20 protein-coding genes are annotated in these 21,265 nt (G+C 63.5%); 8 read left to right on the top strand and 12 right to left on the bottom strand.

Going from position 1 to position 21,265, the window contains the following annotated elements; genetic code table 11:
* Positions 1–396: a DUF3224 domain-containing protein gene (locus ACHIRB_RS25035; protein ID WP_395114286.1), complete on the bottom strand. Its 396-nt coding sequence runs from the start codon at positions 394–396 to the stop codon at positions 1–3.
* Positions 397–498: 102 nt separating this feature from the next.
* On the opposite strand from ACHIRB_RS25035, the gene ACHIRB_RS25030 reads away from it, so the two are divergent.
* On the top strand, positions 499–1,293 hold the full coding sequence (locus ACHIRB_RS25030; protein WP_395114287.1) for a helix-turn-helix domain-containing protein: 795 nt from the start codon (positions 499–501) through the stop codon (positions 1,291–1,293).
* A gap of 9 nt (positions 1,294–1,302) precedes the next feature.
* On the opposite strand, the gene ACHIRB_RS25025 is transcribed toward ACHIRB_RS25030, so the two are convergent.
* From ACHIRB_RS25025 to ACHIRB_RS25000, 6 genes are read right to left on the bottom strand one after another with little or no spacing between them, the layout of a single operon-like run.
* Positions 1,303–2,559, bottom strand: coding sequence for a vWA domain-containing protein (locus ACHIRB_RS25025; RefSeq protein ID WP_395114288.1), 1,257 nt, complete (start codon positions 2,557–2,559; stop codon positions 1,303–1,305).
* A gap of 24 nt (positions 2,560–2,583) precedes the next feature.
* On the bottom strand, positions 2,584–3,405 hold the full coding sequence (locus ACHIRB_RS25020) for an HAD family hydrolase (RefSeq protein ID WP_395114289.1): 822 nt from the start codon (positions 3,403–3,405) through the stop codon (positions 2,584–2,586).
* Positions 3,402–4,514 (bottom strand): cysteine protease StiP family protein, encoded by a 1,113-nt coding sequence (locus ACHIRB_RS25015; RefSeq protein WP_395114291.1) that lies wholly within the window; start codon positions 4,512–4,514, stop codon positions 3,402–3,404. Before ACHIRB_RS25015 ends, ACHIRB_RS25020 begins: the two co-directional genes overlap by 4 nt.
* The gene (locus ACHIRB_RS25010; protein ID WP_395114293.1) at positions 4,511–5,803 is read right to left on the bottom strand and encodes a phosphoribosyltransferase family protein; all 1,293 of its coding nucleotides are present in this window, start codon (positions 5,801–5,803) and stop codon (positions 4,511–4,513) included. Before ACHIRB_RS25010 ends, ACHIRB_RS25015 begins: the two co-directional genes overlap by 4 nt.
* Positions 5,800–6,975, bottom strand: coding sequence for an HpcH/HpaI aldolase/citrate lyase family protein (locus ACHIRB_RS25005; protein WP_395114294.1), 1,176 nt, complete (start codon positions 6,973–6,975; stop codon positions 5,800–5,802). The genes ACHIRB_RS25010 and ACHIRB_RS25005 overlap by 4 nt, the downstream gene beginning before the upstream one ends.
* Positions 6,976–6,994: 19 nt before the next feature.
* Entirely contained in the window at positions 6,995–8,218 is a 1,224-nt protein-coding gene (locus ACHIRB_RS25000; RefSeq protein ID WP_395114296.1) for a hypothetical protein, read from the bottom strand.
* Between the two features lie 167 nt (positions 8,219–8,385).
* On the opposite strand from ACHIRB_RS25000, the gene ACHIRB_RS24995 reads away from it, so the two are divergent.
* On the top strand, positions 8,386–8,961 hold the full coding sequence (locus ACHIRB_RS24995; protein ID WP_395114297.1) for a TerD family protein: 576 nt from the start codon (positions 8,386–8,388) through the stop codon (positions 8,959–8,961).
* 113 nt (positions 8,962–9,074) lie between these two features.
* A complete protein-coding gene (locus ACHIRB_RS24990) occupies positions 9,075–10,145 on the top strand; it encodes a DUF475 domain-containing protein (RefSeq protein ID WP_395125921.1) in 1,071 nt (356 codons plus the stop codon).
* A gap of 46 nt (positions 10,146–10,191) precedes the next feature.
* Here ACHIRB_RS24990 and ACHIRB_RS24985 read toward each other — a convergent pair whose 3' ends face one another.
* Both ACHIRB_RS24985 and ACHIRB_RS24980 read right to left on the bottom strand, forming a co-directional pair.
* Entirely contained in the window at positions 10,192–10,638 is a 447-nt protein-coding gene (locus ACHIRB_RS24985; RefSeq protein WP_395114299.1) for a hypothetical protein, read from the bottom strand.
* A gap of 144 nt (positions 10,639–10,782) precedes the next feature.
* Entirely contained in the window at positions 10,783–12,063 is a 1,281-nt protein-coding gene (locus tag ACHIRB_RS24980; protein WP_395114300.1) for a TetR/AcrR family transcriptional regulator, read from the bottom strand.
* 270 nt (positions 12,064–12,333) lie between these two features.
* Here ACHIRB_RS24980 and ACHIRB_RS24975 point away from each other — a divergent pair, with 270 nt between their 5' ends.
* Positions 12,334–12,663 (top strand): LuxR C-terminal-related transcriptional regulator, encoded by a 330-nt coding sequence (locus ACHIRB_RS24975; RefSeq protein ID WP_395114301.1) that lies wholly within the window; start codon positions 12,334–12,336, stop codon positions 12,661–12,663.
* A gap of 17 nt (positions 12,664–12,680) precedes the next feature.
* Here the strand turns inward: ACHIRB_RS24975 and ACHIRB_RS24970 are convergent, their stop codons facing one another.
* The 3 genes from ACHIRB_RS24970 to ACHIRB_RS24960 form a co-directional block, all read right to left on the bottom strand.
* Positions 12,681–14,252, bottom strand: a complete 1,572-nt coding sequence (locus ACHIRB_RS24970; protein ID WP_395114302.1) for a glycosyltransferase family 87 protein — start codon at positions 14,250–14,252, stop codon at positions 12,681–12,683.
* A 31-nt stretch (positions 14,253–14,283) separates the two neighbouring features.
* A complete protein-coding gene (locus ACHIRB_RS24965; RefSeq protein ID WP_395125922.1) occupies positions 14,284–16,707 on the bottom strand; it encodes a transglycosylase domain-containing protein in 2,424 nt (807 codons plus the stop codon).
* A 378-nt stretch (positions 16,708–17,085) separates the two neighbouring features.
* Complete coding sequence (locus ACHIRB_RS24960; RefSeq protein WP_199703917.1) at positions 17,086–17,514, bottom strand: DUF5318 domain-containing protein; 429 nt, start codon at positions 17,512–17,514, stop codon at positions 17,086–17,088.
* A 146-nt stretch (positions 17,515–17,660) separates the two neighbouring features.
* On the opposite strand from ACHIRB_RS24960, the gene ACHIRB_RS24955 reads away from it, so the two are divergent.
* The 4 genes from ACHIRB_RS24955 to ACHIRB_RS24940 all read left to right on the top strand — a co-directional run bounded on the left by ACHIRB_RS24955 (position 17,661) and on the right by ACHIRB_RS24940 (position 21,164).
* Positions 17,661–18,488: a DUF1707 SHOCT-like domain-containing protein gene (locus ACHIRB_RS24955; RefSeq protein ID WP_395114303.1), complete on the top strand. Its 828-nt coding sequence runs from the start codon at positions 17,661–17,663 to the stop codon at positions 18,486–18,488.
* A gap of 10 nt (positions 18,489–18,498) precedes the next feature.
* Positions 18,499–19,362 (top strand): DUF1707 SHOCT-like domain-containing protein, encoded by an 864-nt coding sequence (locus ACHIRB_RS24950; RefSeq protein ID WP_395114304.1) that lies wholly within the window; start codon positions 18,499–18,501, stop codon positions 19,360–19,362.
* Between the two features lie 151 nt (positions 19,363–19,513).
* Complete coding sequence (locus ACHIRB_RS24945) at positions 19,514–20,089, top strand: PadR family transcriptional regulator (RefSeq protein ID WP_395114306.1); 576 nt, start codon at positions 19,514–19,516, stop codon at positions 20,087–20,089.
* Complete coding sequence (locus ACHIRB_RS24940; RefSeq protein WP_199703923.1) at positions 20,082–21,164, top strand: inositol-3-phosphate synthase; 1,083 nt, start codon at positions 20,082–20,084, stop codon at positions 21,162–21,164. Before ACHIRB_RS24945 ends, ACHIRB_RS24940 begins: the two co-directional genes overlap by 8 nt.
* The last annotated feature ends 101 nt before the right edge of the window (positions 21,165–21,265 follow it).

Genomic DNA, 21,265 nt, shown 5'->3' with positions numbered 1-21,265 from the left:
TCAGACGGTGTAGGTCAGCGAGTAGCTGGCCGTCGTTGCGTCGGTCGCGGTGTAACCGCCCTTACCGCTGATCGTGGCGAAGTCGGCTGTGCCCGATCCTGGTACGACAACCCAGTCGGCTCGAGATCCAGCTGCGTCGAAGGTGCCGCGCATCTCGAGTACGAAGCTTCCGGACAACTCGCCGATCGTGCATTCCATACGCTGCAAGCTCACGAACGTTCCGGTCCCGTCGGGAAAGCCATGCATCAATCCGTGCCAGCGTGCTTCACCCTCGATATCGCCGGTGTATCGGTCGTGCCCAGTGGCGACGGCGAGGCCCGATGCGCCCTCGACGGGTGCGTACTCGACCTGATTCCATTCCTTGCTCTCGACGATTCCTGTTGCAGTGCGGCTCATTTCGCGTTCCCTTCGGTCTTGGTCTGTGCTTGCCTCGAACGGTAGCCGCGCGAGCGGAGACTGGTCTTGAACAAACGCGAACAACCCGTGGACACTGGTCGGGTGGAATCCCTTACCGATCGACCGCCGCGTGGCTTGCTCGACCCGACAGCTGGGCAGGGCATCTATCGCGAGGCGTTCTTGCCCTCGAGCACCCAACTCGCCGATGTCGTCGCGAATCACTGGGCAGTCCGCTGGGATCTGCGAGGCGAGGACCCGTACGTTGTCGAGGTTCTGCCGGGCCCAGAGATTCAGCTGGTCGTCGAGGCCGGAGCGGTCCGCGTGCACGGCATCCTCCGTGGCAAATTCACCTACGAGTTGCGGGATACCGGCGACATCTTCGGAACAACCTTCCGGCCCGCGGGATTTCGGTGCGTCTATGGCAGGCCGATCGCTGAACTGGGGAACCGGGTCGTCGACGGATCGGAGATCTTCGGACCGGCGGCCACCCGCTTCGCGAACGGCATCGCGTCGACAACCGACCGGGCAGAACGTGTCGATATCGCGGAAGAATTTGTGCGACAACGGCAACCGGACATCACCGCAGTAACCAAGTTGGTGAACGAGATCGTGGACACCGTCGCAGGTGACCGAAGCATCGTGCGTGTCGACGACATCGCGGAACGGTTCGGCGTTGGGCAACGCAACCTGCAGAAACTGTTCCGAGAACACGTCGGCATGACTCCGAAAAGGGTGTTGCAACGATACCGGCTGCATGAGGCGGCCGAACGCCTGGACAACGGATCCGTAAGTCTCGCAGCGCTTGCCGCCGACCTCGGATACGCGGACCAAGCCCACTTCGCTCGCGACTTCAAAGCGATAGTCGGACGACCACCGACCAGCTACACAAACCGCTGACCGCGGTGTTCAGCCGACGATTCGCGCGGACTTCGCAGCCCGCAACCAGTCCGGGAATTCGCTCAGCAGACGGCGATACAGTTCCTGGTCGTCCACGGTGTCGATGTCGTCGAGTGCGAAGAATCCGGCGTTGTCGACCGTACGACCCTCCATGGTGTCGAGCTTCTCCAACACGCCGTAGTTCGCCTTACCGAGTCCGACGAACTGCCAAAATGCCGGTAGCGCAGACGCTTTCGACATGAGGGCGCTGATCTCGGCTCGCTTGCTGAACCCACCGTCGGTGAAGAAGAGCACAAGGGTCGGCATCGAGTCTCCTGCGCGAAGCGACGCGATGATCTCGTTCATGATCGGCAACTCGTCGTTGTATCCGCCGATCGGTTTGTAGTCGATACCGCCATGTGTGCCTGTCAGGTGCAGAAACTCCTCCGACCAGCCCTCGACTTCGTGCACCGCAATGTCGGGGAGGCGGGCGAAATGGCTGCCGTACAGATACGGCTCGAGCTGGCCGTCGTCGTCGATCTGCGTCGCGACCGGAACCATCCGCTCGACGACTCGGTGCACGACCCGCTGCTTGTACATCCGACTCATGCTGCCGGTCTTGTCGATAACGAGGACGACGCGCGCTCGCACGCCGGTCGCCTTCTTCTCCAGCAATACCTTGGCGACGGCCGACTTTCGGAGATCGAGCTTCTGCCGCTTCTCCAGCGACAGCTTGGCCTCGTTTGCGACGGTCCGTACTCCGGATTCTTGTACCGGGGTGCTGGCAGGTTCATCATCGACCGAGACACCGTGATCGGTGACCAGCGCTGCGAACCCGCCCGCATACCCTTGGCCGACAGCACGTACCTTCCATTCGCTGCCCCGCCGATACAGCTCGAGTGCGATGACTATCGACTCGCTGCTCAAGCCGTCGATTCGATACTCGTACAACAGGTTTCCTGCGCTATCGGTCACCTGCGCAATGGGCGCAGGGTAGCTGCCGAATTGTGCCGAGGTGTCTTCGAGCGTCAAGACCGCCCTGACCTGGGAGATATCCGCAGGGACCGCGGCTAGCGAAACGACCAGCGCCGCAGGCGGACCCGCTTGCAATTGCACCCCCGGACCGTCCGGCTGGTTGAAGAAGACGAAGTCTGCATCGGTGCGCACCTTGCCGCTATCGGTTACCAGCAACGCGGACAGGTCGGCGGACGCGCTCGATCGCACGGCCACGACAACGGTCGATGCGGACAGCGGGCCGTTCTGACCCTTTGCGAGAGAGGCGGTCACGGGGGAGTCCTTGATCGTTCGAGGTCAGCTAGTGGCAGAGTGCTCGACGAACCAGCGCACGATCTCTTCACCGGCTGCGACACCTGCGGCGTCGGTGACTCGTACGGTCGGATGCTGCCAGTCGAGGGCTTCGAGTTCGCCGTGTCGTGGGCGAATACCCGCGTCGGCGGCGACCAACATCTCGGCATCGAGGGCGCCGTCACCAGCGGCCAACACCTTGGCGCCGGACTCGAGCGTGCCTTCGTCGACGAGCCGTCTGCGAACCTCGGCAACTGCGAAACTTTTGCAGATCGTCGCAGGCATCGCGTAGATCTTGCGGCCTTGTTGTGATGCAGCCCAACCATTTTCGCTGCACCAGAGACCCCACTGCGGCAGGAAGTCGGCCGGAAGTTTGTCGAGACGAACGACGAGATAGCAGAACATATCGTCGGCGATCCTGAATTTGTCGGCCCAGGTGTCGCTTATGCGTGAGCGCAACTCGGCGGCGACCTCGTCGAGGCTTGCGCCCGCCGCCCGAGTAGCTGCGTCCACGCCGGCACGCCACTCCTCGTCGGGTGCACCGTCGACGAGAATGTTGCCGCCATTGCTTGTGATGGCGTAACGCCACGGCTCACCGGGCATGTGAATACGTTTGAACTGCGCGATGGTTCGAGTTGTCGTCGGTATCAGAGGTGTCCGAAGTGCCAACTCGTGCAACAGCTCTGCCGCAGCAACCGTCATATGGGAGACAGGCTTCTCCTTGGTCAGCTCGACCACTCGCAACGGTGCGCTCGTCGGTGCAGCCTTGAGCGCGGCCTTGGAATAGATCATGGTGCGGTCCAGATCGGTCGCGATCAGTGTGTTCATTCCGCGAGATCCTTGACCAGGCCCATGCACGAATACGCAAGGTCGGCAACCTCGTCGACCGGAACGCCGCGGGCCTCGGCGAGCAAGCGAATGTGTGCGTGCTCGGGCGCTTCGAGATCACGGACCAGCACCCGCCACGGCACGCGTCGCAGCAGCACCCGCGTCGTCTCACCGACGCCCGGCTTCACAAAATTGACCGTCGAGATGCCGTACTCCTCCCGCACCTTCTCGACCGAGCGCCAGCCTGCCCAGGTCGGTGTGCGATCGGAATCGAGGATGTCCGCGAGAGCGGTCGGAACCTGTTCGCGCACTGCGGGACAGCTTGCCGTCACGGTGTCGAGCAGGTGATTCGAGACGTCCTCCGACGCGAGTTCGCTGTAAAACTTCGCGCCGTGGAACTCGCCTGGACCGATGACCGTGTCGTTGAGCACTGTGCGCGAAACCAGGCCGGAGACAGTCGAATTCAAGCACGCCGACGCGATGAGGAAGTCGTCGCGGGTGCCGTAGGTACGGGCGCAGTAGCCGGGATCGGCGAGCACGGCGAGGTCGTCGTTGAACAGCGCGCCACCCTTGCGGTGATAGTCCTGCAGCGCTGCGGTGAGTTCGCGCGCGATTGCGCCCTTGCCGGTCCACCCGTCGACGAACACGACGGATTCCGAGTCATGATGGCGGGCAAGATAATCGAGTGCGGCGGCGTCGATCCCGCGATCTCGCACGATCGATACTGCGTAGTGCGGGATGTCGAGCCCGTGAACCTGCTTCGCCCACCGCCGCATCAGTATGCCGATCGGTGTGCCGGCGCGCGCAAGTGACACAAGCACGATGTCGTTGCCACGCTCGTGCAGGACGAGGTCGGTCACCACGCCGACAGCGAGCGCCAGGCGCTCGGAACTCGACCGCAGCACGGTGTCGAACAGTTCGCGGTAGGCGGCATCCGGCTGATACTCGATCGGCAACGACTCGGCGTAATGCGCTTCGCCCGCCTGGATCCGCTTCTCGCGGTAGGTGATATCTGCCTCGAGATCCAAGTGCGACAGATCCTTCAGCAGCCAGGAAACCTCCTCGGCTGCATAGGAACCGAACTCCGGCCCGTGTAATGGCGCAGTCATACGAGATCCTTCCTTGCCGCACGCAACGCGGCGGGATCTGTGCCCGCGACGAGAGCGACGAGAACGTCTTCGCCGGCCGCGGTGAGTACATCGAGCAGTCCGCCCGGTGCACGGAGCAGAGGTGTGTCTGCCGGCTCGTCGAGTACAACGACGATCTGGGCCGCGTCAGCAGGTGCATCACCGGTGTCGGCGCCGCGCGTCACCTGCGCGTTGTACAGGTAGCGCGGGGCATCTTCCCCGACTTCCGGTGCGGCAAAACGAAATCCCCGTCGGAGTGGATAGCCGTCGACATCGAGAACGTAGGCAGGTGAGCGTGTTGTGGTTTGAAACAGCACCTCGCGTCCGCGCTGTTCCAACTCGGCGGCAACGCGGAGCGGTAGGTACATCAATTCCTCGTGGCCAACAACCACTATTGCTCGCTCGGGATCGAGCGCCGCATCCAGCGTATCGGCAGCGGAGAGAACCGCAGCATCGAACGACTCCGCGTCCGAATGCAGAAAGCCGTGGCGACCGCCATCGGGCACTGTTGCAGGCCATGGCAATACGATCGATTCGACGCTGCCGGTCCGATCGGACCCAGGGTTGAGAACGGGGTCGGGGAGTCCCGCCACGGCGTCGACGAGCCCTGCAGGCAGCACTGCGGAACCACTTGCGAGGCTGACGAAGTCGATCTGCGCGCCCAGTTCGCTCGCTGCCTCGGCTACCGCGCGGCGGTGCGTGTCCGTCCGCATGTCCACGAGTGCCGCAATGATGTAGTGACGACGAGGGAAGTGCTGGTGCAATGCCCGAATTGCATCGACAGCAGTTGCGCCAGTGGAAATTTCGTCGTCGATCAGAATCAGCGGGAGGCTGTTGGCGAAGAGGTCGGGAGCGGTTGGCTGCAGCATGTGACTCGTTGCGTGCGAGTGGCCTTCCTCGAAGGCCGCAAAGATCTCGACGCCGGGAACGACCCGCCTCGTCGAGTGCAGGTAACACGTGGCGCCGATCCGCGCAGCGACGCAGTGGCCGAGACCCGTTGCGGTCTCGGCGAATCCGAGCGCGACGACGTCGTGGTGATCGGGTCCGAGCGCATCGAGAACGAGATCGCCCAACGCGTCGGCGGCGGCGATGATGACACTCGGCGCGGTCGGGATGTGCTTGCCGAGCACAGTGGACACAAGCAGATGGGCGCGTTTCGGGTTTCGGCGCAACCCCGGGCGAACCAGGTCCGGAACGTAGCGACCGACCGGCGATGCTGTGTGGACGATGTCGAAGCCGAGCTCCCTTGTAGCCCAGGCTGTTTCCGTCACCGGTCGACCAGTGCCGTGAGCAGATCGACGAACGTGATGCCCTTGTTGGTCACGCCGAATACCTTGGCGCGCAGCAGAATCTGATGGGCCCAGCTGCGATGCGGCTTGGTCTCGTTCATCTTGTTTCGGTAGCCCGACGCCTGCACGCCGCCGGCTTCCTTGCCGAGAATGTCGCGTGCATCGTTGTATTCCTCGTGCGTCACCGCCGAAAGTGCGTGCACCGCAGAGACATGCGACGGATGGATCACGGTCTTGCCCTGGATGCCGTTGGCGCGATCCAGCGCGATCTCGCGCAGCAAACCGTCGAGGTCGCGGCTGACGAGATGCTGCCGGAATCGAACAGCGTCGTGTTCGGCGAACGGAGTCGTACGCAGCATCGGGCGGAACATACGTTCGTGATCGGCAAAGTATTCCCACACGGGCCCGGTGATGACGAAGCCGGTGCCGTCCGTGCGCCCGAGATAGTTCACGATGCCTGCGATGACGTCGGCGACAACGCGGACGTCGTAGATCGTGAGGTCGCGGTCGCGACGAATACCGAACGTGCCGCACATGTCCGTCGCGCCGATGCGGACGGCAAGCACGCGGTCGCGATGCTCGGCGAGTAGGGCGGATATCGACTGGAGTTCGCGGTCGCGAGTCTCGCGAAAGACCAGTTCGGGCGACTCCAGAACCGGCATTGCGTACAGCTGCTTGCCGACCAGCTCCGACGCCGCTGCGATCTCGTCGAGGTACTTGCCTCCACTCTCGCCGGTGAACTTCGGCACGACGAAGCCCGTGAGCGCGCGGACCCCAGTGGTCAATCGTTCCGCGATCCCGCGGATCGACTGTGCGTCGCGAACCCGGACGAAGAGCAGCAGGCTTGCCGCATCGGTCGAGGCCAACTCGTCGAGCGCGTTCACCGCGTTGGTCATGGCGTCTTCGACCTCGTGGTCGCCGATCGCGTCTTCGAGGTCGAGGACCATCGAGCAGACACCTTCGGTCGCGCGTCGCACGACGGCGGCAGCAAGGTCGGGCCGTGTCGCGGGAACGTAGAGCGTTGCACCGAGCGCGACCGCGAGCAATTCGCGATCGTCGCCGTCACCGAAGGGCAGTGGAGCAAGGAGGAACAATTCGTCCTGACGCTGCGGATCCAGCTGACGAAAGTGCCTCAGAGTGCTGGTCTCGGACATATCCCCCCAATCGGTGTCTTCATGTGCCAGGTTCTTGTTTTTTCATCCGTTGGACCACACCGGAGATGAATGTCTTGACGGCATCGAGCCCGGTAACGTACGCCCAATAGTCGGGGTGTCTACCGTTAAGAGCTCCGGATATGCGGTCTATCCGTTCAAGCTGGGCATCGAGCACCGACGCCCACTCCGAGACGATTCCACGGTTGACGGCGAGCATTTGCGCATCTCGCAGTCGAAACCGAACCTCGTCTTCTTTTTGCTTCGGGTTGTCGCGGACCTCCCGAAGCAACGCGAGTCTATCCGTGACGGCGTCGATCTGCCGTTCGGCATTTGCCAGGTGAGCGCGAATCGCCGCTGTCAGATCGAGAGCTGATTCCGGATCGCCCCTGTTCAGGGTCATGTGCGCTTTCAGGAGCGCTGCCGCGGCGGCCTCGATCTCCGACTTGGCGGAAGCTTCGTTCCCCGCGAGATCCTTCGAGCTTGCAGCGTTGAAATCGCGTAGCAGCGTCGAATAGGCCGGTGCGAGACGTTCGGCACGCGTCCGAACTCCCGAGATCCGCGTCGTAACCGACGAAATCGCCTGCGTCGCCTCGCGCTCTTTGTTCGGTGCCGCAGCCAACGCGGCTTCGAGAGCGCTCGCTGCTGCGCGAACTCGTGATGCGGCATCGCGCAGAACTGACGGGGCACCACCAGCCTGCGCGGCGTCCAATGCGGCGACCGCGCTGTCGAGGTCGCGCGTGCGCTGTTGGACGGACGGGTATCCGACGTATCGCTCGCCCTCACCCCGCAGGCCGCTACGCGCGGTCTCCGCTGCAGCCAGAGATTGCGTCACCACCGCGGGGACCGCGGCTAGACGGGCAACTGCATCTTCCAGCTGTTGCCGGTGAGTTTGGTAGAACTCGTCGACCGATCGCGCGGCATAGGTCAATTCCTGCATGGTGCGCTCGTACGAATTCTGCGGAGCCGACACAGGCGGCGCGGAGGTCGCAACGGTACTTGCGAACTGCTCGGATACCGCGAGGTAGCCAGCAGATGCCTGGTAGCAACGATCGGCGATCGGCTGCCACAGCCTGCCCATTCGTCGTTCCGGAAACAGCTGGTCCGAAGCCTGTACCGCGGCTTCGGCGATCGATTGGCGTTTGTCCATGTCGAGGAACGCCGTCGTCAGTGCCTCTTGGGCACCGCGATCCGGCTCGCGGGTACGGGCCCGTCCGAACAGGCGCCGCGGCCAACTACTCGTCACTGCAAAATCGTACGTCGCCGCCGGATCTGTGCTGGTCTCGAGCCACTCCGGACCACTGTGCGCGACCGCACACTAGTGTTGTGGTGCGACCGGCAATTCACCCCGGCATGCGCTCGAAAGCCGGGAAGCCGTAGCTAAACGACAACCACACGATGAAAGGGCCCCAAATGGGTGTCAGCTTGAGCAAGGGCGGAAATGTTTCTCTGACCAAGGCGGCGCCGAACCTGACCGCCGTCGCGGTCGGGTTGGGCTGGGACATTCGCTCAACCACAGGAGCGGACTTCGACCTCGACGCCAGCGCAATCGCGACCGGCGAAGACAAGAAGGTCCTCTCGGACCAGCATTTCGTGTTCTTCAACAACCTGCGTTCGCCCGAAGGTTCGATCGAGCACACCGGTGACAACACCACCGGCGAGGGCGAAGGCGACGACGAAGTGATCAACGTCGATCTCGCGGCCACACCACCGACGATCAGCAGCATCTTCTTTCCCGTCTCGATCTACGACGGTGAGACTCGTCAGCAGTCGTTCGGCCAGGTCCGCAACGCGTACATCCGCGTCGTCGACCGCGCCAACGGCACTGAGCTCGCCCGCTACGACCTCAGCGAGGACGCCTCGACCGAAACGGCCATGGTGTTCGGCGAGCTGTACCGCAACGGCGCCGAGTGGAAGTTCCGCGCGATCGGTCAGGGCTACGCGTCCGGCCTCGCCGGCATCGCCAAGGATTACGGCGTCAACGTCTAGGGACTGCGTTTCCGCTGCGCGGGCCTTACCCTTTGATGGGTAAGGTCCGCGTAGCAGCGCGTGCATGTTCGGCGTCCTGAATTGATTCGGCCCTAATAGAAAGGCCACGTTCCGTGGTAGTGCGCGTCTTCGGCATATCGATCGTCGTCACAATTGTTTCCCTGATAGTGGCGTTCCTCTACGGAGGTCCAGAGGCGCTCATTCTGTGTGCGATCCTCGGCATCCTCGAGGTGTCGCTCTCGTTCGACAACGCTGTCATCAACGCCACCGTCCTCCGACGGATGAGCGAGTTCTGGCAGAAGATCTTCCTCACGATCGGCATCATCATTGCCGTGTTCGGCATGCGGTTGGTCTTCCCGCTTGTGATCGTGTGGGTGACAGCGGGCCTGACCCCGGTCAGGGCGTTCGATCTTGCGCTCAACCCGCCGCCCGAGGGCTCGGGCCAGCAAAGCTACGAACAACTGCTGACGGACGCGCACCCGTCGATCGCGGCCTTCGGTGGCATGTTCCTGCTGATGCTGTTCCTGAACTTCATCTTCGAAGACCGTGAGATCACGTGGCTGTCGTGGCTGGAGAAGCCGCTTGCGAAGATCGGCAAGTTGGACCAGCTTTCGGTGGTCGTTGCCGGCATCGCCCTGGTGCTCGCGGCCGAGTTCGGCGCGGCCGACGACGACCGGTCCACAGTTCTACTTTCCGGCATTCTGGGTCTGATCACCTATATCGCTGTCGACGGTCTCGGCTCGATGTTCCATCCGGAAGATCACACCGGCCCATCCGACGTGGCAGTAGCCACCGGTAAAGCGGGCTTCTTCCTGTTCCTCTACCTCGAGGTTCTCGACGCGTCGTTCTCCTTCGACGGTGTCATCGGCGCCTTCGCGATCACGGCGGACCCGATCATCATCGCGCTCGGCCTCGGCTTCATCGGCGCGATGTTCGTTCGTTCGATCACGGTGTACCTCGTCCGCAAGGGCACGCTGTCCGAGTACGTCTATCTCGAACATGGCGCGCACTGGGCGATCGGTGCACTTGCCGCGATCCTGCTCGTGTCGATCGGCATACACGTCAACGAGATCATCACCGGTCTTGTCGGTGTCGTCTTGATCGGTGCGGCCTGGATCACCAGCGTCGTGCGGAACCGGAAGGCGGCGGCCGAAGAAGTCAGCCTCGACAAGGTCGACGTCTGACGTTCGTAGTCGAACCAATGAGGGAGAGCAACTTGGTTGCTCTCCCTCATTTCGTTCGGTGCGAGTGGAACGTCCACGAGATACCCGACGCGGTGAGAGTTCGCGCGGTGTGAAAGGCGAAGACCCTGCTGCCCGAAAGTCGGTCGTCCATTTCGCTCGACGGCCTTGCGTCACCTGCTGTGAATATCGCCGAGGCGAACTGCGGACTCAGGTCGAATGTGATGTCGACGGCGAAACAGTCGCCGACGACGGTGACCGCGGCGACAGGCACGTGATCGAGCCCTACTCGGCAGCGTGCGGCCAGCAGATCGCCGTCTCGGATTCCGATCTCCGATGGGCTTTCACTGCGTAGCCGCCGAAACCGCGGTGGCAAACTCGCGTCCGCAGCGTCGTGGACAGCAAGTATGAGCATGCTGAAGTGCGCAGACGCAACTCGGAGTTCGAGGCTGTCCGCGTGCACGGGCGCAGGTGTTATCTCTTCGCCACCGGTCAATGCCGCGGCTGCCTTCGTCGCAACGATGCGACGAGAACCTCGGTCGTCCGCATCGGATCAGTGTCGTGCGTTCCGACGCGAAACAGCAGTCGGTCGTTCGACCGACAGACGGCGAGGTACCTGGTCGGCTAGCGGTCGGCGGAGCTAGTCCCGCGCCCGAAGCCCGCCGAGGACCATTTCGCACACGAAGCGACCGTTCTCCTCGGCGCTGAGCTGTCTGCGTGTGAAGCAGCGCAGAAACAGAGTGTTCGTCATTGCTGCCGCAACTTCGCCGGCAGGCAAGGCCGTCGAGAAGATGCCCGCCTGCTGACCGTCGGCGATCACCGGAGCGATCAACGAGGGAAAGTTGAGCTCCTTCTTGATCTCGATCGTGCTCTCGACCTCACCGTAGGTGTCGTGTGCGACAACGGCGATCAGGGCGTCGACGAACTCGGGTTGTTCGGCGACGAGGCGTGCGCAGCGGATCAGGTGGCGCTCCACAACTTCACCCGCCGGACGGCCGAGCGTCACGTCGTCCTGGACGCTTTCGCCGAGACGGTCGAAACTTGGTTTGAGTGCTCCGACGATGATGTGGGGCTTCGTCGGAAAAAGTCGCTTGACCGTGGGCAGTGGCACACGCGATGTGGTTGCGATCAGTTCGAGGTTCGTCATGAAGTAGCCACGTCGGCTGATCTCGTGCCGTGCGGCTTCGACTACCGCGCGGCGCGGATCGTCGGGTAGATCGGTCGACCGTGAAAGTTGGAACGACTCCATGACCGCGTTCGCGAGTGGCGCTGCAACGTCATCCACATGCTGGTGGCGCTGCTCGGTGTCGAGTGCGCTGGCAAAGAACGCGAGTACAACTTCCCCGACGAGTTTGTCGGGGAAGGCGTCGGGCTCCACTCGCCAGCGCGTCGCGAAGCCGTCGTAAATCGCAGTGATCGCGACCGCGAGGTGTCGGACGGTGAACGGTGCGCGAAGCGTCGTGCCCCACGATTCGAACAGCGCCTGATAGCCCTCGATGCTGGCCTCGTCGCGGGCCTGATAAAGGCTCCGGATGCGCGTGGCGGTACGTGGTCGCGACATGCCGAGTGCGATCGCGAGCAGACGTCTCGTACTTTTGGCACCGCCACGTACCGCGTCGAATTGGCTCGTCGAAACCTGACGCAGCGTCGCCAGCGGATCGCCATGGTTGGCGGTCAACGCGGCCAACACCGTCGCGTGCAGGTCTGTGGGGACGTCAGGTCGCTGCGGTACGAGTTCGTCCATGACCGCGTCGATGAACGAGGCCTTGTTGAACTTCCGGTAGAACGTGGTCTGGGAGATCTGGGCGCGCTGAAAGACGTCCTCGCCACGAAGACCGCGGTCGAGCAGCATCGACGAGTCTTCGACGATCATCGCTATGGCTGTCTCGACGAGCTGAGTTGCCGCATCCTGCTCTGACAATTCGCCCCCGATCCAGTACCAGGGGAATGTGATGTTCTTCCCACTTGAACAGACGAACGTTAGCAGTCGCTTACGACTTGTGCGCGGCGGCCGGCGCCGACGGCCGTGGCCCGCACAGGGAAGTAAACGCTGCACAGCAGTGGTAGAAACTACTCCCCTAAGCGAGTGACCAGTGCCAGTGCGCAAACTTGAAAGCTGAACAGTCGGTCGACAACAGTGTTGGGCACGTCGGGGGACGAGCGGTTGTGATCGATCACGAGGAGCCTACCGATGAGCCTGCGCGACAACCACTATCGAAGGCCCGAATTGTTCGGGTTGCTGGATGAGCGCGCCACGCCGGTTCCCACGGTCAACGCCGTCGCGACCGACCTCGTCAGGCCGGTGCTCAGCATCCGGGAACGGGAAGTGCTGATGGCCTGGCTGGCAGCGGACTCCAAGCTGGAAGCCGGGCGCAGCCTCTACATCGCCACTGGAACGATGAATACACACATAGCGCGGATCCGGACCAAATATGCGGCGGTCGGCAGGCCTGCGCCGACCAAGGCTGCGCTGTTCGCGAGAGCCCTGCAGGACGGGTTGACGCGACTGTCCGACTGGTAGTCGGGCAACCGCGGGGTTCACAATCTGGCGTCGGCCTCGACGTCGATTCGAACCTTCGGCCGCAGCGCCCGCGGCAGCCAGGCGGGGGGCGTATCCGCTGCTTGGTCGAGTACTCCGCCGCTCGGATCGTCGACGAAACCGTAGCGAACGACGTCGGTTTCCGGTTTGTAGATCTGCCGAACAATCAAGCCGCACAGGGCAAGAACGGCGATGTCGCGAACGATGACAGTGCCGGTGAACCACTGCTCCGGCAGCCCCTTGTTCTGTTCGCCGAGGTAGTAGAACATCCGCGGCACCCAGACGAGCGCATCGATTGTCATCCATGCCAACAGGATTCGCCGATTCGGCAGGGCAAGTACAGCCAGCGGAACGAGCCAGAGCGAGTATTGCGGGCTCCAGACCTTGTTGGTCAGCAGGAAACCCGCGACGAGCAGGAAACACAACTGTGCGACGCGAGGACGCCGCGGGGCGGTCAGCGCTACCCATGCGATGCCGACGCAGACAGCGGCAAACAGGAGCAGAGACACCAGATTGAGAATGACGGGCTTGTCACTGGAAGCAAGGACTCCGTCGAAACCCGGCCAGCCGGTGAACGAGGTGATCACGTTGTACACCGAGTCGGGGTCTGCGTGTCGATCGGTGTTGAGCCGGAAGAACTCTCGCCACCCCTGAGGGAAAGCGATGAAGATGGGCAGGTTGACGGCCAGCCAGGCCGCGACCGCGGAACCGAACGCAGGCAACCACATTCGCATCTTCCCGGTGCGCAGGCACAAGATCAGCAGTGGTCCGAGCAGCAGGAGCGGATAGAGCTTCGTCGCGCCGCCGATCCCGAGCAGGATACCGGCTAGGACCGGTCGTTTTCGCGCCCAGGCAAGCATGCCGGTGGCAGCGAAAGCTGTTGCCAGAGCATCGAAGTTGGTGAACGCGTGCACGATGACGAGTGGCGAGCAGGCGATGAGTCCGGCATCCCAGATCCGCCGACCCGCAAGCAGCGCGCTTGCCCAGACCGTCACCAGCCAGGCGACCGCAAGACCGAGCGCAACGACGTTGAAGTAGATGGCGACCGGCAAACCGTCGGGGAGGATTCGAACCGAATCCCAGGCTTTCGCAACGAGCATCGACCCGTATTGATAGAGCCCGGATATCACTGGGTACTCCATGTATCGCGTCTGCAGTCGTCCGTCGGGGCCTTCCTCGGTCCACGACTTCTTGTACGGCAGAGCGCCTTCGTTGAGTCGCTCCGCGCCGTACAGCGGCACCGTGTCGGAATAACACAATGCGACGTACTGCCGACTGCCACTCCAGTCGAGTCCGACCGCGCCGTTCTCGCCGACCGGGCCCTGCTGAATACACGCAGCTTTGGTGAACCAGCCGAAGGCGAGAAAGACGACGGCAAGGGCGAGCAGGACCCGCATCGGGGTCACGAATCTCGACCGACCGACCAGCGCATGGCGGCCGATCGGCCCACCGACGACCTTCGACAGCTCGCGAGTCAGCGGATCGTTGCGACCGGGAAGGTCGCGCCATTCCGCTGACCGTCGGTCGTAGGCCAGCGGGGCCGGCCCGATCAACGTTCGCTCGTCGCTCACGGCACGAGGCTACCGGTGGTCGAGAACTCGGCTACCCCCGTGGGCGCGGCACGCCTGCACCGCCGCCGTTGTTTCCGGTCCCGCCCGTCGTGCCGGTTCCGCCCGTAGTGCCGCCCGTCGTGCCGCCTGGGGCGACCGGTTGACCAGGCAGAGGTCCCGCAGGCTCTTCCTCGGTTGTCGCAGGAGGCTGCGTCGTCGGCGCAGGCGCCAAACCTGGTACCGGGATCACGACGCCTGGCAGAATTTCGATCTGAGACGGTACGACGACCGGAGGCGGGGTCGCCGTCGGTGCGCTGGACGGCGGAGCTGTCGTGCTCGGCGCAACGTAGGGCGCGGTGTAGTCGGGAACGCCGGACTGCCCCGAGATTGCACCCGGCACGGGGAAGCTCTCGACCTCGGTGCCTTCGAGCGAGTCGTCCATCGTGTCTTTCCAGATGTCGGACGGTAATCCGGATCCGTAGATCGGTCCGCCATAGACGTTTCGCAACGGCAGGCCCTGCTCGGTGCCGACCCAGACCGCCGTCGACAGTGACGGCGTGTAGCCGACCATCCAGGCGTCCTTGTTCTCGCCCGTGTCGCCGAGCTGTGCCGTACCGGTCTTGGAGGCCGACGGACGACCGCCCGCGAGGTTGTGACCACGCGAATATCCGGCGATCGGCTTCATCGCCGACGTGACATTGTCCGCGACGGCAGGATCGACGCGCTGCTCGCCCGCGGGGACACCGCGATCGAGCAGGACCTCACCGTCGGCCGTCACGACCTTCTGCACGAAGTGCGGTGCGCGGTAGGTACCTGAGGCCGCGAGGGTGGCGTAGGCGGACGCCATGTCGATGACACGTGACTGGTACTGGCCGAGCACGATGCCGTTGTTGGGGCCTGCATCGTCCGGCTCGGTGAGGGTCTTGCCGACGCCGGGGATCTCTTCGGGGATGCCGAGCTTGTGCGCCATGTCGGCGATCGACTGCGGACCGTTGTCCATCGCGAGCATCATGCGGTAGAAGCTGGTGTTGAGTGACCGCTTCAGCGCCTCGGCGATGGTGCAGGTACCGCACGATTCGCCTTCGACGTTTCCGATGCTGATGCCGTTGACGCTCAGCGGCGAGCTGTCGTACATCTTCGACAGCGGAATGCCCTGCGCGAGGTTTGCGGCCAGACCGAAAACCTTGAACGACGAGCCGGTCTGCAGGCCGGAATTCGCGAAGTCGAAGCCCTTGCCTTCGGGTCCGCCGTAGTAGGCGCGCACAGCGCCCGTCTTCGGGTCGATCGAGACGACAGCGGTCCGCAGCTCGGAAGGCTCGCCCTTCATGTTGTTGTTCACGGCGTCGATGGCCGCGGCCTGATCCCGCGGATCGATCGTCGTCGTGATCTGCAGTCCCTCGGTGTTGAGGGCCTGCTCGCTGATCCCGGAATCGGACAGTTCCTTGAGGACCTGTGTCTTGATCAGGCCCTCCGGCCCGTTGTCCTGGTTGGGGTTGTCGAGGCTGTCGAGCGGAACGACCTGCGGATACTGGGTTGCCGCACGATCCGCGGAGCTGAGCGCTCCTTCGTCGACCATTCCGTCGAGGACGTAGTTCCAGCGCGCCTGCGAGCCCGTCGGATTGGTTTCCGGATCGAGCGCGGACGGAAGCTGAATCGTCGCGGCGAGAACAGCGCCCTCGGCCACCGTCAATTCTTCGACCGGTTTGTTGAAGTACGCCTTCGACGCAGCCGCGATGCCGTAGGCGCCTCGACCGAAGTAGATGGTGTTGAGATAGGCGGCAAGGATGTCGTCCTTGCTCCACTCGCGAGCCATCTTCGACGAGATGACCAACTCGTGCATCTTTCGAGTGATCGACCGTTCGGAACCGACCAGCGCGTTCTTGACGTACTGCTGTGTGATCGTCGAGCCGCCGCCGGCACTGTCCTTGCCGAGAATGTTGTCGCGCGCAGCACGGGCGAAGCCCGATACGGAGAAGCCGGGGTTGGAGTAGAAGTCCCTGTCCTCTGCCGAGATGACCGCGTTGCGGACGTGTACCGGCACCTGATCGATGTTCACGTCGGTGCGGTTGCCTTCCGGAGGCACCACCTTGCTCAGCACCGACGTGCCGTCCGAGGCGTAGATCGTCGCGACCTGGTTGGTCTTGATATCGCCGGGTCGGGGAACGTCGACGATCACGTAGGCCACGAGAAACGCGACAAGCGGAACGACGAGGCCGAGCGCGATCAGCGTGTAGATAACCCGCCGAACTGTGCGCCAGCGCGACTTCTTCTTCGGTCGGTTGGGCGTGGGTCCTCCTCCATCGCCGGAGTCGCCGCCACCATCACGCGGCGGAGGTCCGGTCGGCGGGCGCTGGCCCGCCTGCGGCTGTGGTCGATTGTCGAGCACCGATGCGGGCCGTGCGTTCGGGGTGGGCCGCAGGTTCGGGTTCTGGTGAGCGTTCGGAGGCGGACCCTGACGAAGCGGGCCGGGGTTCATCCGACCGTTCGGGGGTTCGGCACCGGGCCGCGGGGGCGGCGGTGGCACCGGTCGTGCACCCGGCACGTACCCGGGTGGGGGGCCTTGACGGCGACCGACCTGAGGCTGCTCGGGAAGGGGCCGCGCGCCGGGCGCGGACGAGTGCCTGCCGGGTCCGGGTGTCTGGCGTGGCGGCGGCGAACCTGCTCGACCGGCAGGACGTGGCGGCACTGGGCGAGCGCCCGGTGGCGGTCCTGTCGGTCGGTTACGCGCCGCGTTGTCACCCGGCTGGTCGTCGTCGGGGAAACTCACTTGACAAACTCCCGTGGTAGGAACGGTCAACCTGGCGAACGGCACAATCCTGCATTCAGCAGTTGTGCGCCGCGTCCGGTTACTGGTCTATTCGATCGCAGTGCGACGGCTCGGCTCGTGTGTACGAGGCGAAGTGCGCGATCGCTTCGGTGTCGGTGCGATTCCGAGGACATAGGACTGGACCAGATGGTTCCAGCTGCAGGTCCTGCACACCTCGACGACGTGTACCGCGAATTCTTCGCGGCTGGCCGCCAATCGGACCAGTTCCTCGGAGGTTCGGGCCGATCCTGAGACCGGTCCGAGCTTGTCGCCGAACACCCAGGATACGAGAGTGAGCTGTTCTTTTCGGCAAATGGGACAGACGACACTACTGGCCATGCCGTGGAACTTCGCCGCGCGGAGCAGGTACGGACTTGCGTCACAGACCTCGGATACGCCGGTTCTTCCTGCGTAAACCTCGGCAAGCACGGACCGACGCTGAAGCGCGTAGTCCACGACCTGCCGCTGTATTCGCACGAGAACCAGAGTACGTGCGTCGCCATCTGTGCGGGCCGCTTGGGGCGTGGAGAGTGTCGTGTTCGACGGTCGTGGCGGACCCCGGTGTAACGGATACCTGACGGGGACAGCACACCTGAGCGGTGTCGAGAATCTATTCTTTTTCGATGGCCAACCGAATCGCCGTCGGCAAACGCGCGCGTGACGAAGACCGGGTCGCGACCTGCGCGAGCTTGGATGCGGGCTTGGCCGACGGACAGCTGTCGAGTTCCGACCACGAAGCGCGGGTCCGGGCGGCGATGGCTGCGCGGACGATCCGCGAACTCAACGATCTGACCGCCGATCTGCAGGGTGCTGCTCCGCTGCTCGACTTCGCCAAGACACCGTCGCGACCCAGGTCTCCCGGCGTTGTGCAGATGGCCGTTTCGGCGATGGCGACCTTGCTGGTACTCGGCCTGTGTATCTGGGGTGCGGGAAAGATCGTTGGCGGCGGCGGTGAGGACGGTGGTGGTGGCGACGGTCCGGAGTCGGTGGTCGAGGCGGAGAAGAACGGCTATCTGTCGCCGTACGGGCTGGCCGAGGTGGTCGCAGCGATACGAGACGCGTTCGGTGACACCAGGGTCGACGACCTCACGCTGTACGAGGAATACGCGGTCGTCTTCCGCGCCGATACCCAGACGCCGCGGAAACAGTTGAGCTACTACTTCAAGGGCGAGTTCCGTGAGCCGAGCGAGTCGGGCACACGGGCGGCGGCGGCGCCGGTTGTCGACCTCGCCGACATGGACATCGCCTGGATTGCGGGGATCGTCGCCGGTGCCGGTCCGAGCCTCAACCTCACCGATGTCAGCCAGATCTACCTGGTGATTCGGCCGACCGACGACGGCGATTCCGAGGTCGTGATGCATGCGAAGAACGAGTTGGAGGAATCCGGTTTTCTGACGGCGGATCTTCGTGGTCATTTCTTGTCGGTCTATCCGTTCGATCCTTCGAAGTAGGTCTTCTGCGATGCCGATGACACCGATCCGCCACCTGCGAGCCCGCGACATCGACAGGGCGATCGTCTGCACCGCCCTCGACAACGCCTACTCCGATGGTCAGCTCAGTTTCGAGGAGCATCGGTCCCGGATTGGAAAAGCTCGGGCGGCCGTGACGCTGACCGACTTGAAAGCCCTGGTCTCGGACCTGCAGGCCTCGGTCGATCTGCCGCCTGCACAGTCGACGGTTCGGCTTTCGTCTGCGCAGTCCAGGGGTAGGACGCCGTTGATCGTCGCGGGCGCGGTCGGGGTCGTCGCGCTGGTCGTCGGAACTGTTCTTGTCGCATCCCGCGGATCCGACGACGACCCGGCCCCGGCAGCATCGGCTGCGTCCTCGACCTCCTCGGTTGTGGCGACAACAACCGTGCCGGTGCCGTCGGGCGTCGTTCCGATCGTCGCTCCCAAGACCGACTTCACGACCGCTGCCGGGATCAGTAGTTTCCGCGACCTCTATCGCGAGCGGTTCGGCGACACGATCGCCGACGAGGTCGACATGTATCCCGACGGGATCTACGCCGTCATGGAGCGTGGTGAGGGGGAACCGAACCGAATGCGCAGGTGGACTTTTCAGGGTGGTTTCTCACCCGGCGACCTCGAAGCCCGCAAGCCGGACCAGCCGGTCATCGACCTTGCGGCGGTCGACGTCGAGGCGTTGGTCCGCCTGATCGCAGATGCGCCGGCGGCGATCGGTGTCGCCGACGCGAAGATCAGTCACATCGGGCTGCGCACCGACGGCGGCGGTCCTGCCGTCTACATCTATCTGAACAACTCGTTCAACGAGGGCGGCTACATCAGAGCCTCGTTCACCGGCGAAATTCTGCGTATTTCGAAGTAGGGCGGACAGGTTTCGCGACCGCTCCCGTTCACCGGTTAGTCTCGTCCCGTTCTCCGATGTGTTCGATTGCACTATGCCGAACTATATCGGTGCGATATAGTTACGCATCGCATCAATCGGTTAGAACTGTCGACCTCAGGAGGTGACGCCCATGCTCGAGCTGGCAATTCTTGGGCTACTCCTGGAGTCGCCGATGCATGGTTACGAGTTGCGAAAACGATTGACAGGCCTGCTGGGAGCGTTTCGTGCGTTCTCCTACGGCTCGCTCTACCCGGCGTTGCGCAGGATGCAGGCCGACGGGTTGATCGAGGAGGATGCCGGCCCGACCGGCAACGTGAAACGACGCGCTCGTCGCGTCTATCAGCTCACGCCTCTGGGTAGACAACGTTTTTCGGAACTGGTGGCCGACACCGGACCGCAGAACTACACCGACGATGGCTTCGGCGTACACCTTGCCTTCTTCAGCCGCACCCCCGCGGAAGCGCGGATGCGGATCTTGGAAGGCAGGCGACGCCAAGTCGAGGAGCGCCGTGAGGGGCTCCGCGAGGCCGTAGGCAGGGCTAGCGGATCGCTCGACCGCTATACCAAACAGCTTCACCAGCTCGGCCTCGAATCCAGCGAACGCGAAGTGCGTTGGCTCAACGAACTGATTGCCGCAGAGCAGTCGACACAACAGGCATCAACAACGCCGGCATTACCGAAAGAAGGAGAACCCGACCATGGGTGAGAACAGCAGCACGGTGCGCGTGGCCATTGTGGGCGTGGGTAACTGCGCTTCCTCCCTGGTCCAGGGCGTGCAGTACTACAAGGACGCCGACGAGACCGCCACGGTCCCAGGCCTCATGCACGTGAAGTTCGGTCAGTACCACGTCCGCGACGTCAAGTTCGTCGCCGCGTTCGACGTGGATGCCAAGAAGGTCGGCTTCGACCTCTCCGAGGCCATCTTCGCCAGCGAGAACAACACGATCAAGATTTCCGACGTGCCGCCGAGCAATGTCCTCGTGCAGCGCGGACCGACACTCGACGGCATCGGCAAGTACTACGCCGAGACCATCGAGTTGTCCGACGCAGAGCCGGTCGACATGGTCAAGGCACTCAAGGACGCCGAGGTCGACGTACTCGTCTCCTACCTCCCCGTCGGATCCGAGCAGGCCGACAAGTTCTACGCGCAGGCCTGCATCGACGCCGGTGTCGCGTTCGTCAACGCTCTTCCCGTCTTCATCGCGTCGGACCCGGTCTGGGCGCAGAAGTTCAAGGACGCTGGCGTCCCCATCGTCGGTGACGACATCAAGAGCCAGGTCGGCGCAACCATCACCCACCGCGTGATGGCGAAGCTGTTCGAAGACCGTGGCGTGCTCCTCGAGCGCACCATGCAGCTCAACGTCGGCGGCAACATGGACTTCAAGAACATGCTCGAGCGTGAGCGCCTGGAGTCCAAGAAGATCTCGAAGACCCAGGCAGTGACGTCGAACCTCACTCGTGAGCTCGGTGCAGGCAACGTCCACATCGGACCGTCGGATCACGTCGGCTGGCTCGACGACCGCAAGTGGGCCTACGTCCGCCTCGAAGGCCGCGCCTTCGGTGACGTTCCGCTGAACCTGGAGTACAAGCTCGAGGTGTGGGATTCGCCGAACTCGGCAGGCATCATCATCGACGCGGTTCGCGCAGCGAAGATCGCCCTCGACCGTGGTGTCGGTGGACCGGTCTACCCGGCGTCGGCATACCTGATGAAGTCCCCGCCGATCCAGATGGCGGACGACAAGGCACGCACCGCCCTCGAAGCGTTCATCGTCGAGGCATAGGCGGCTACGCCGCTCGTGAGTCTTTTCGGAGGGTCCGCCCACCGAAAAGACTGGCTCGAAAATGGGTAGGTGAGTGGGCAGGCGACAGCACCCGGCGCAGC

It is taken from the genome of Antrihabitans spumae (assembly GCF_043944905.1).
In the GTDB taxonomy this organism is placed as follows: domain Bacteria; phylum Actinomycetota; class Actinomycetes; order Mycobacteriales; family Mycobacteriaceae; genus Antrihabitans; species Antrihabitans spumae.
This window is presented reverse-complemented; position numbering and strand designations above follow the sequence as displayed.

Excerpts from the sequence above, each read along its gene's own strand:
- ACHIRB_RS24945 (WP_395114306.1), top strand. The coding sequence starts at position 19,514 with ATGCTCGAGCTGGCAATTCTTGGGCTACTCCTGGAGTCGCCGATGCAT.
- ACHIRB_RS25035 (WP_395114286.1), bottom strand. The coding sequence starts at position 396 with ATGAGCCGCACTGCAACAGGAATCGTCGAGAGCAAGGAATGGAATCAG.
- ACHIRB_RS24940 (WP_199703923.1), top strand. The coding sequence starts at position 20,082 with ATGGGTGAGAACAGCAGCACGGTGCGCGTGGCCATTGTGGGCGTGGGT.
- ACHIRB_RS25015 (WP_395114291.1), bottom strand. The coding sequence starts at position 4,514 with ATGACTGCGCCATTACACGGGCCGGAGTTCGGTTCCTATGCAGCCGAG.
- ACHIRB_RS24995 (WP_395114297.1), top strand. The coding sequence starts at position 8,386 with ATGGGTGTCAGCTTGAGCAAGGGCGGAAATGTTTCTCTGACCAAGGCG.
- ACHIRB_RS24975 (WP_395114301.1), top strand. The coding sequence starts at position 12,334 with ATGAGCCTGCGCGACAACCACTATCGAAGGCCCGAATTGTTCGGGTTG.
- ACHIRB_RS25005 (WP_395114294.1), bottom strand. The coding sequence starts at position 6,975 with ATGTCCGAGACCAGCACTCTGAGGCACTTTCGTCAGCTGGATCCGCAG.
- ACHIRB_RS24955 (WP_395114303.1), top strand. The coding sequence starts at position 17,661 with ATGGCCAACCGAATCGCCGTCGGCAAACGCGCGCGTGACGAAGACCGG.
- ACHIRB_RS24950 (WP_395114304.1), top strand. The coding sequence starts at position 18,499 with ATGCCGATGACACCGATCCGCCACCTGCGAGCCCGCGACATCGACAGG.
- ACHIRB_RS24965 (WP_395125922.1), bottom strand. The coding sequence starts at position 16,707 with ATGAACCCCGGCCCGCTTCGTCAGGGTCCGCCTCCGAACGCTCACCAG.
- ACHIRB_RS25020 (WP_395114289.1), bottom strand. The coding sequence starts at position 3,405 with ATGAACACACTGATCGCGACCGATCTGGACCGCACCATGATCTATTCC.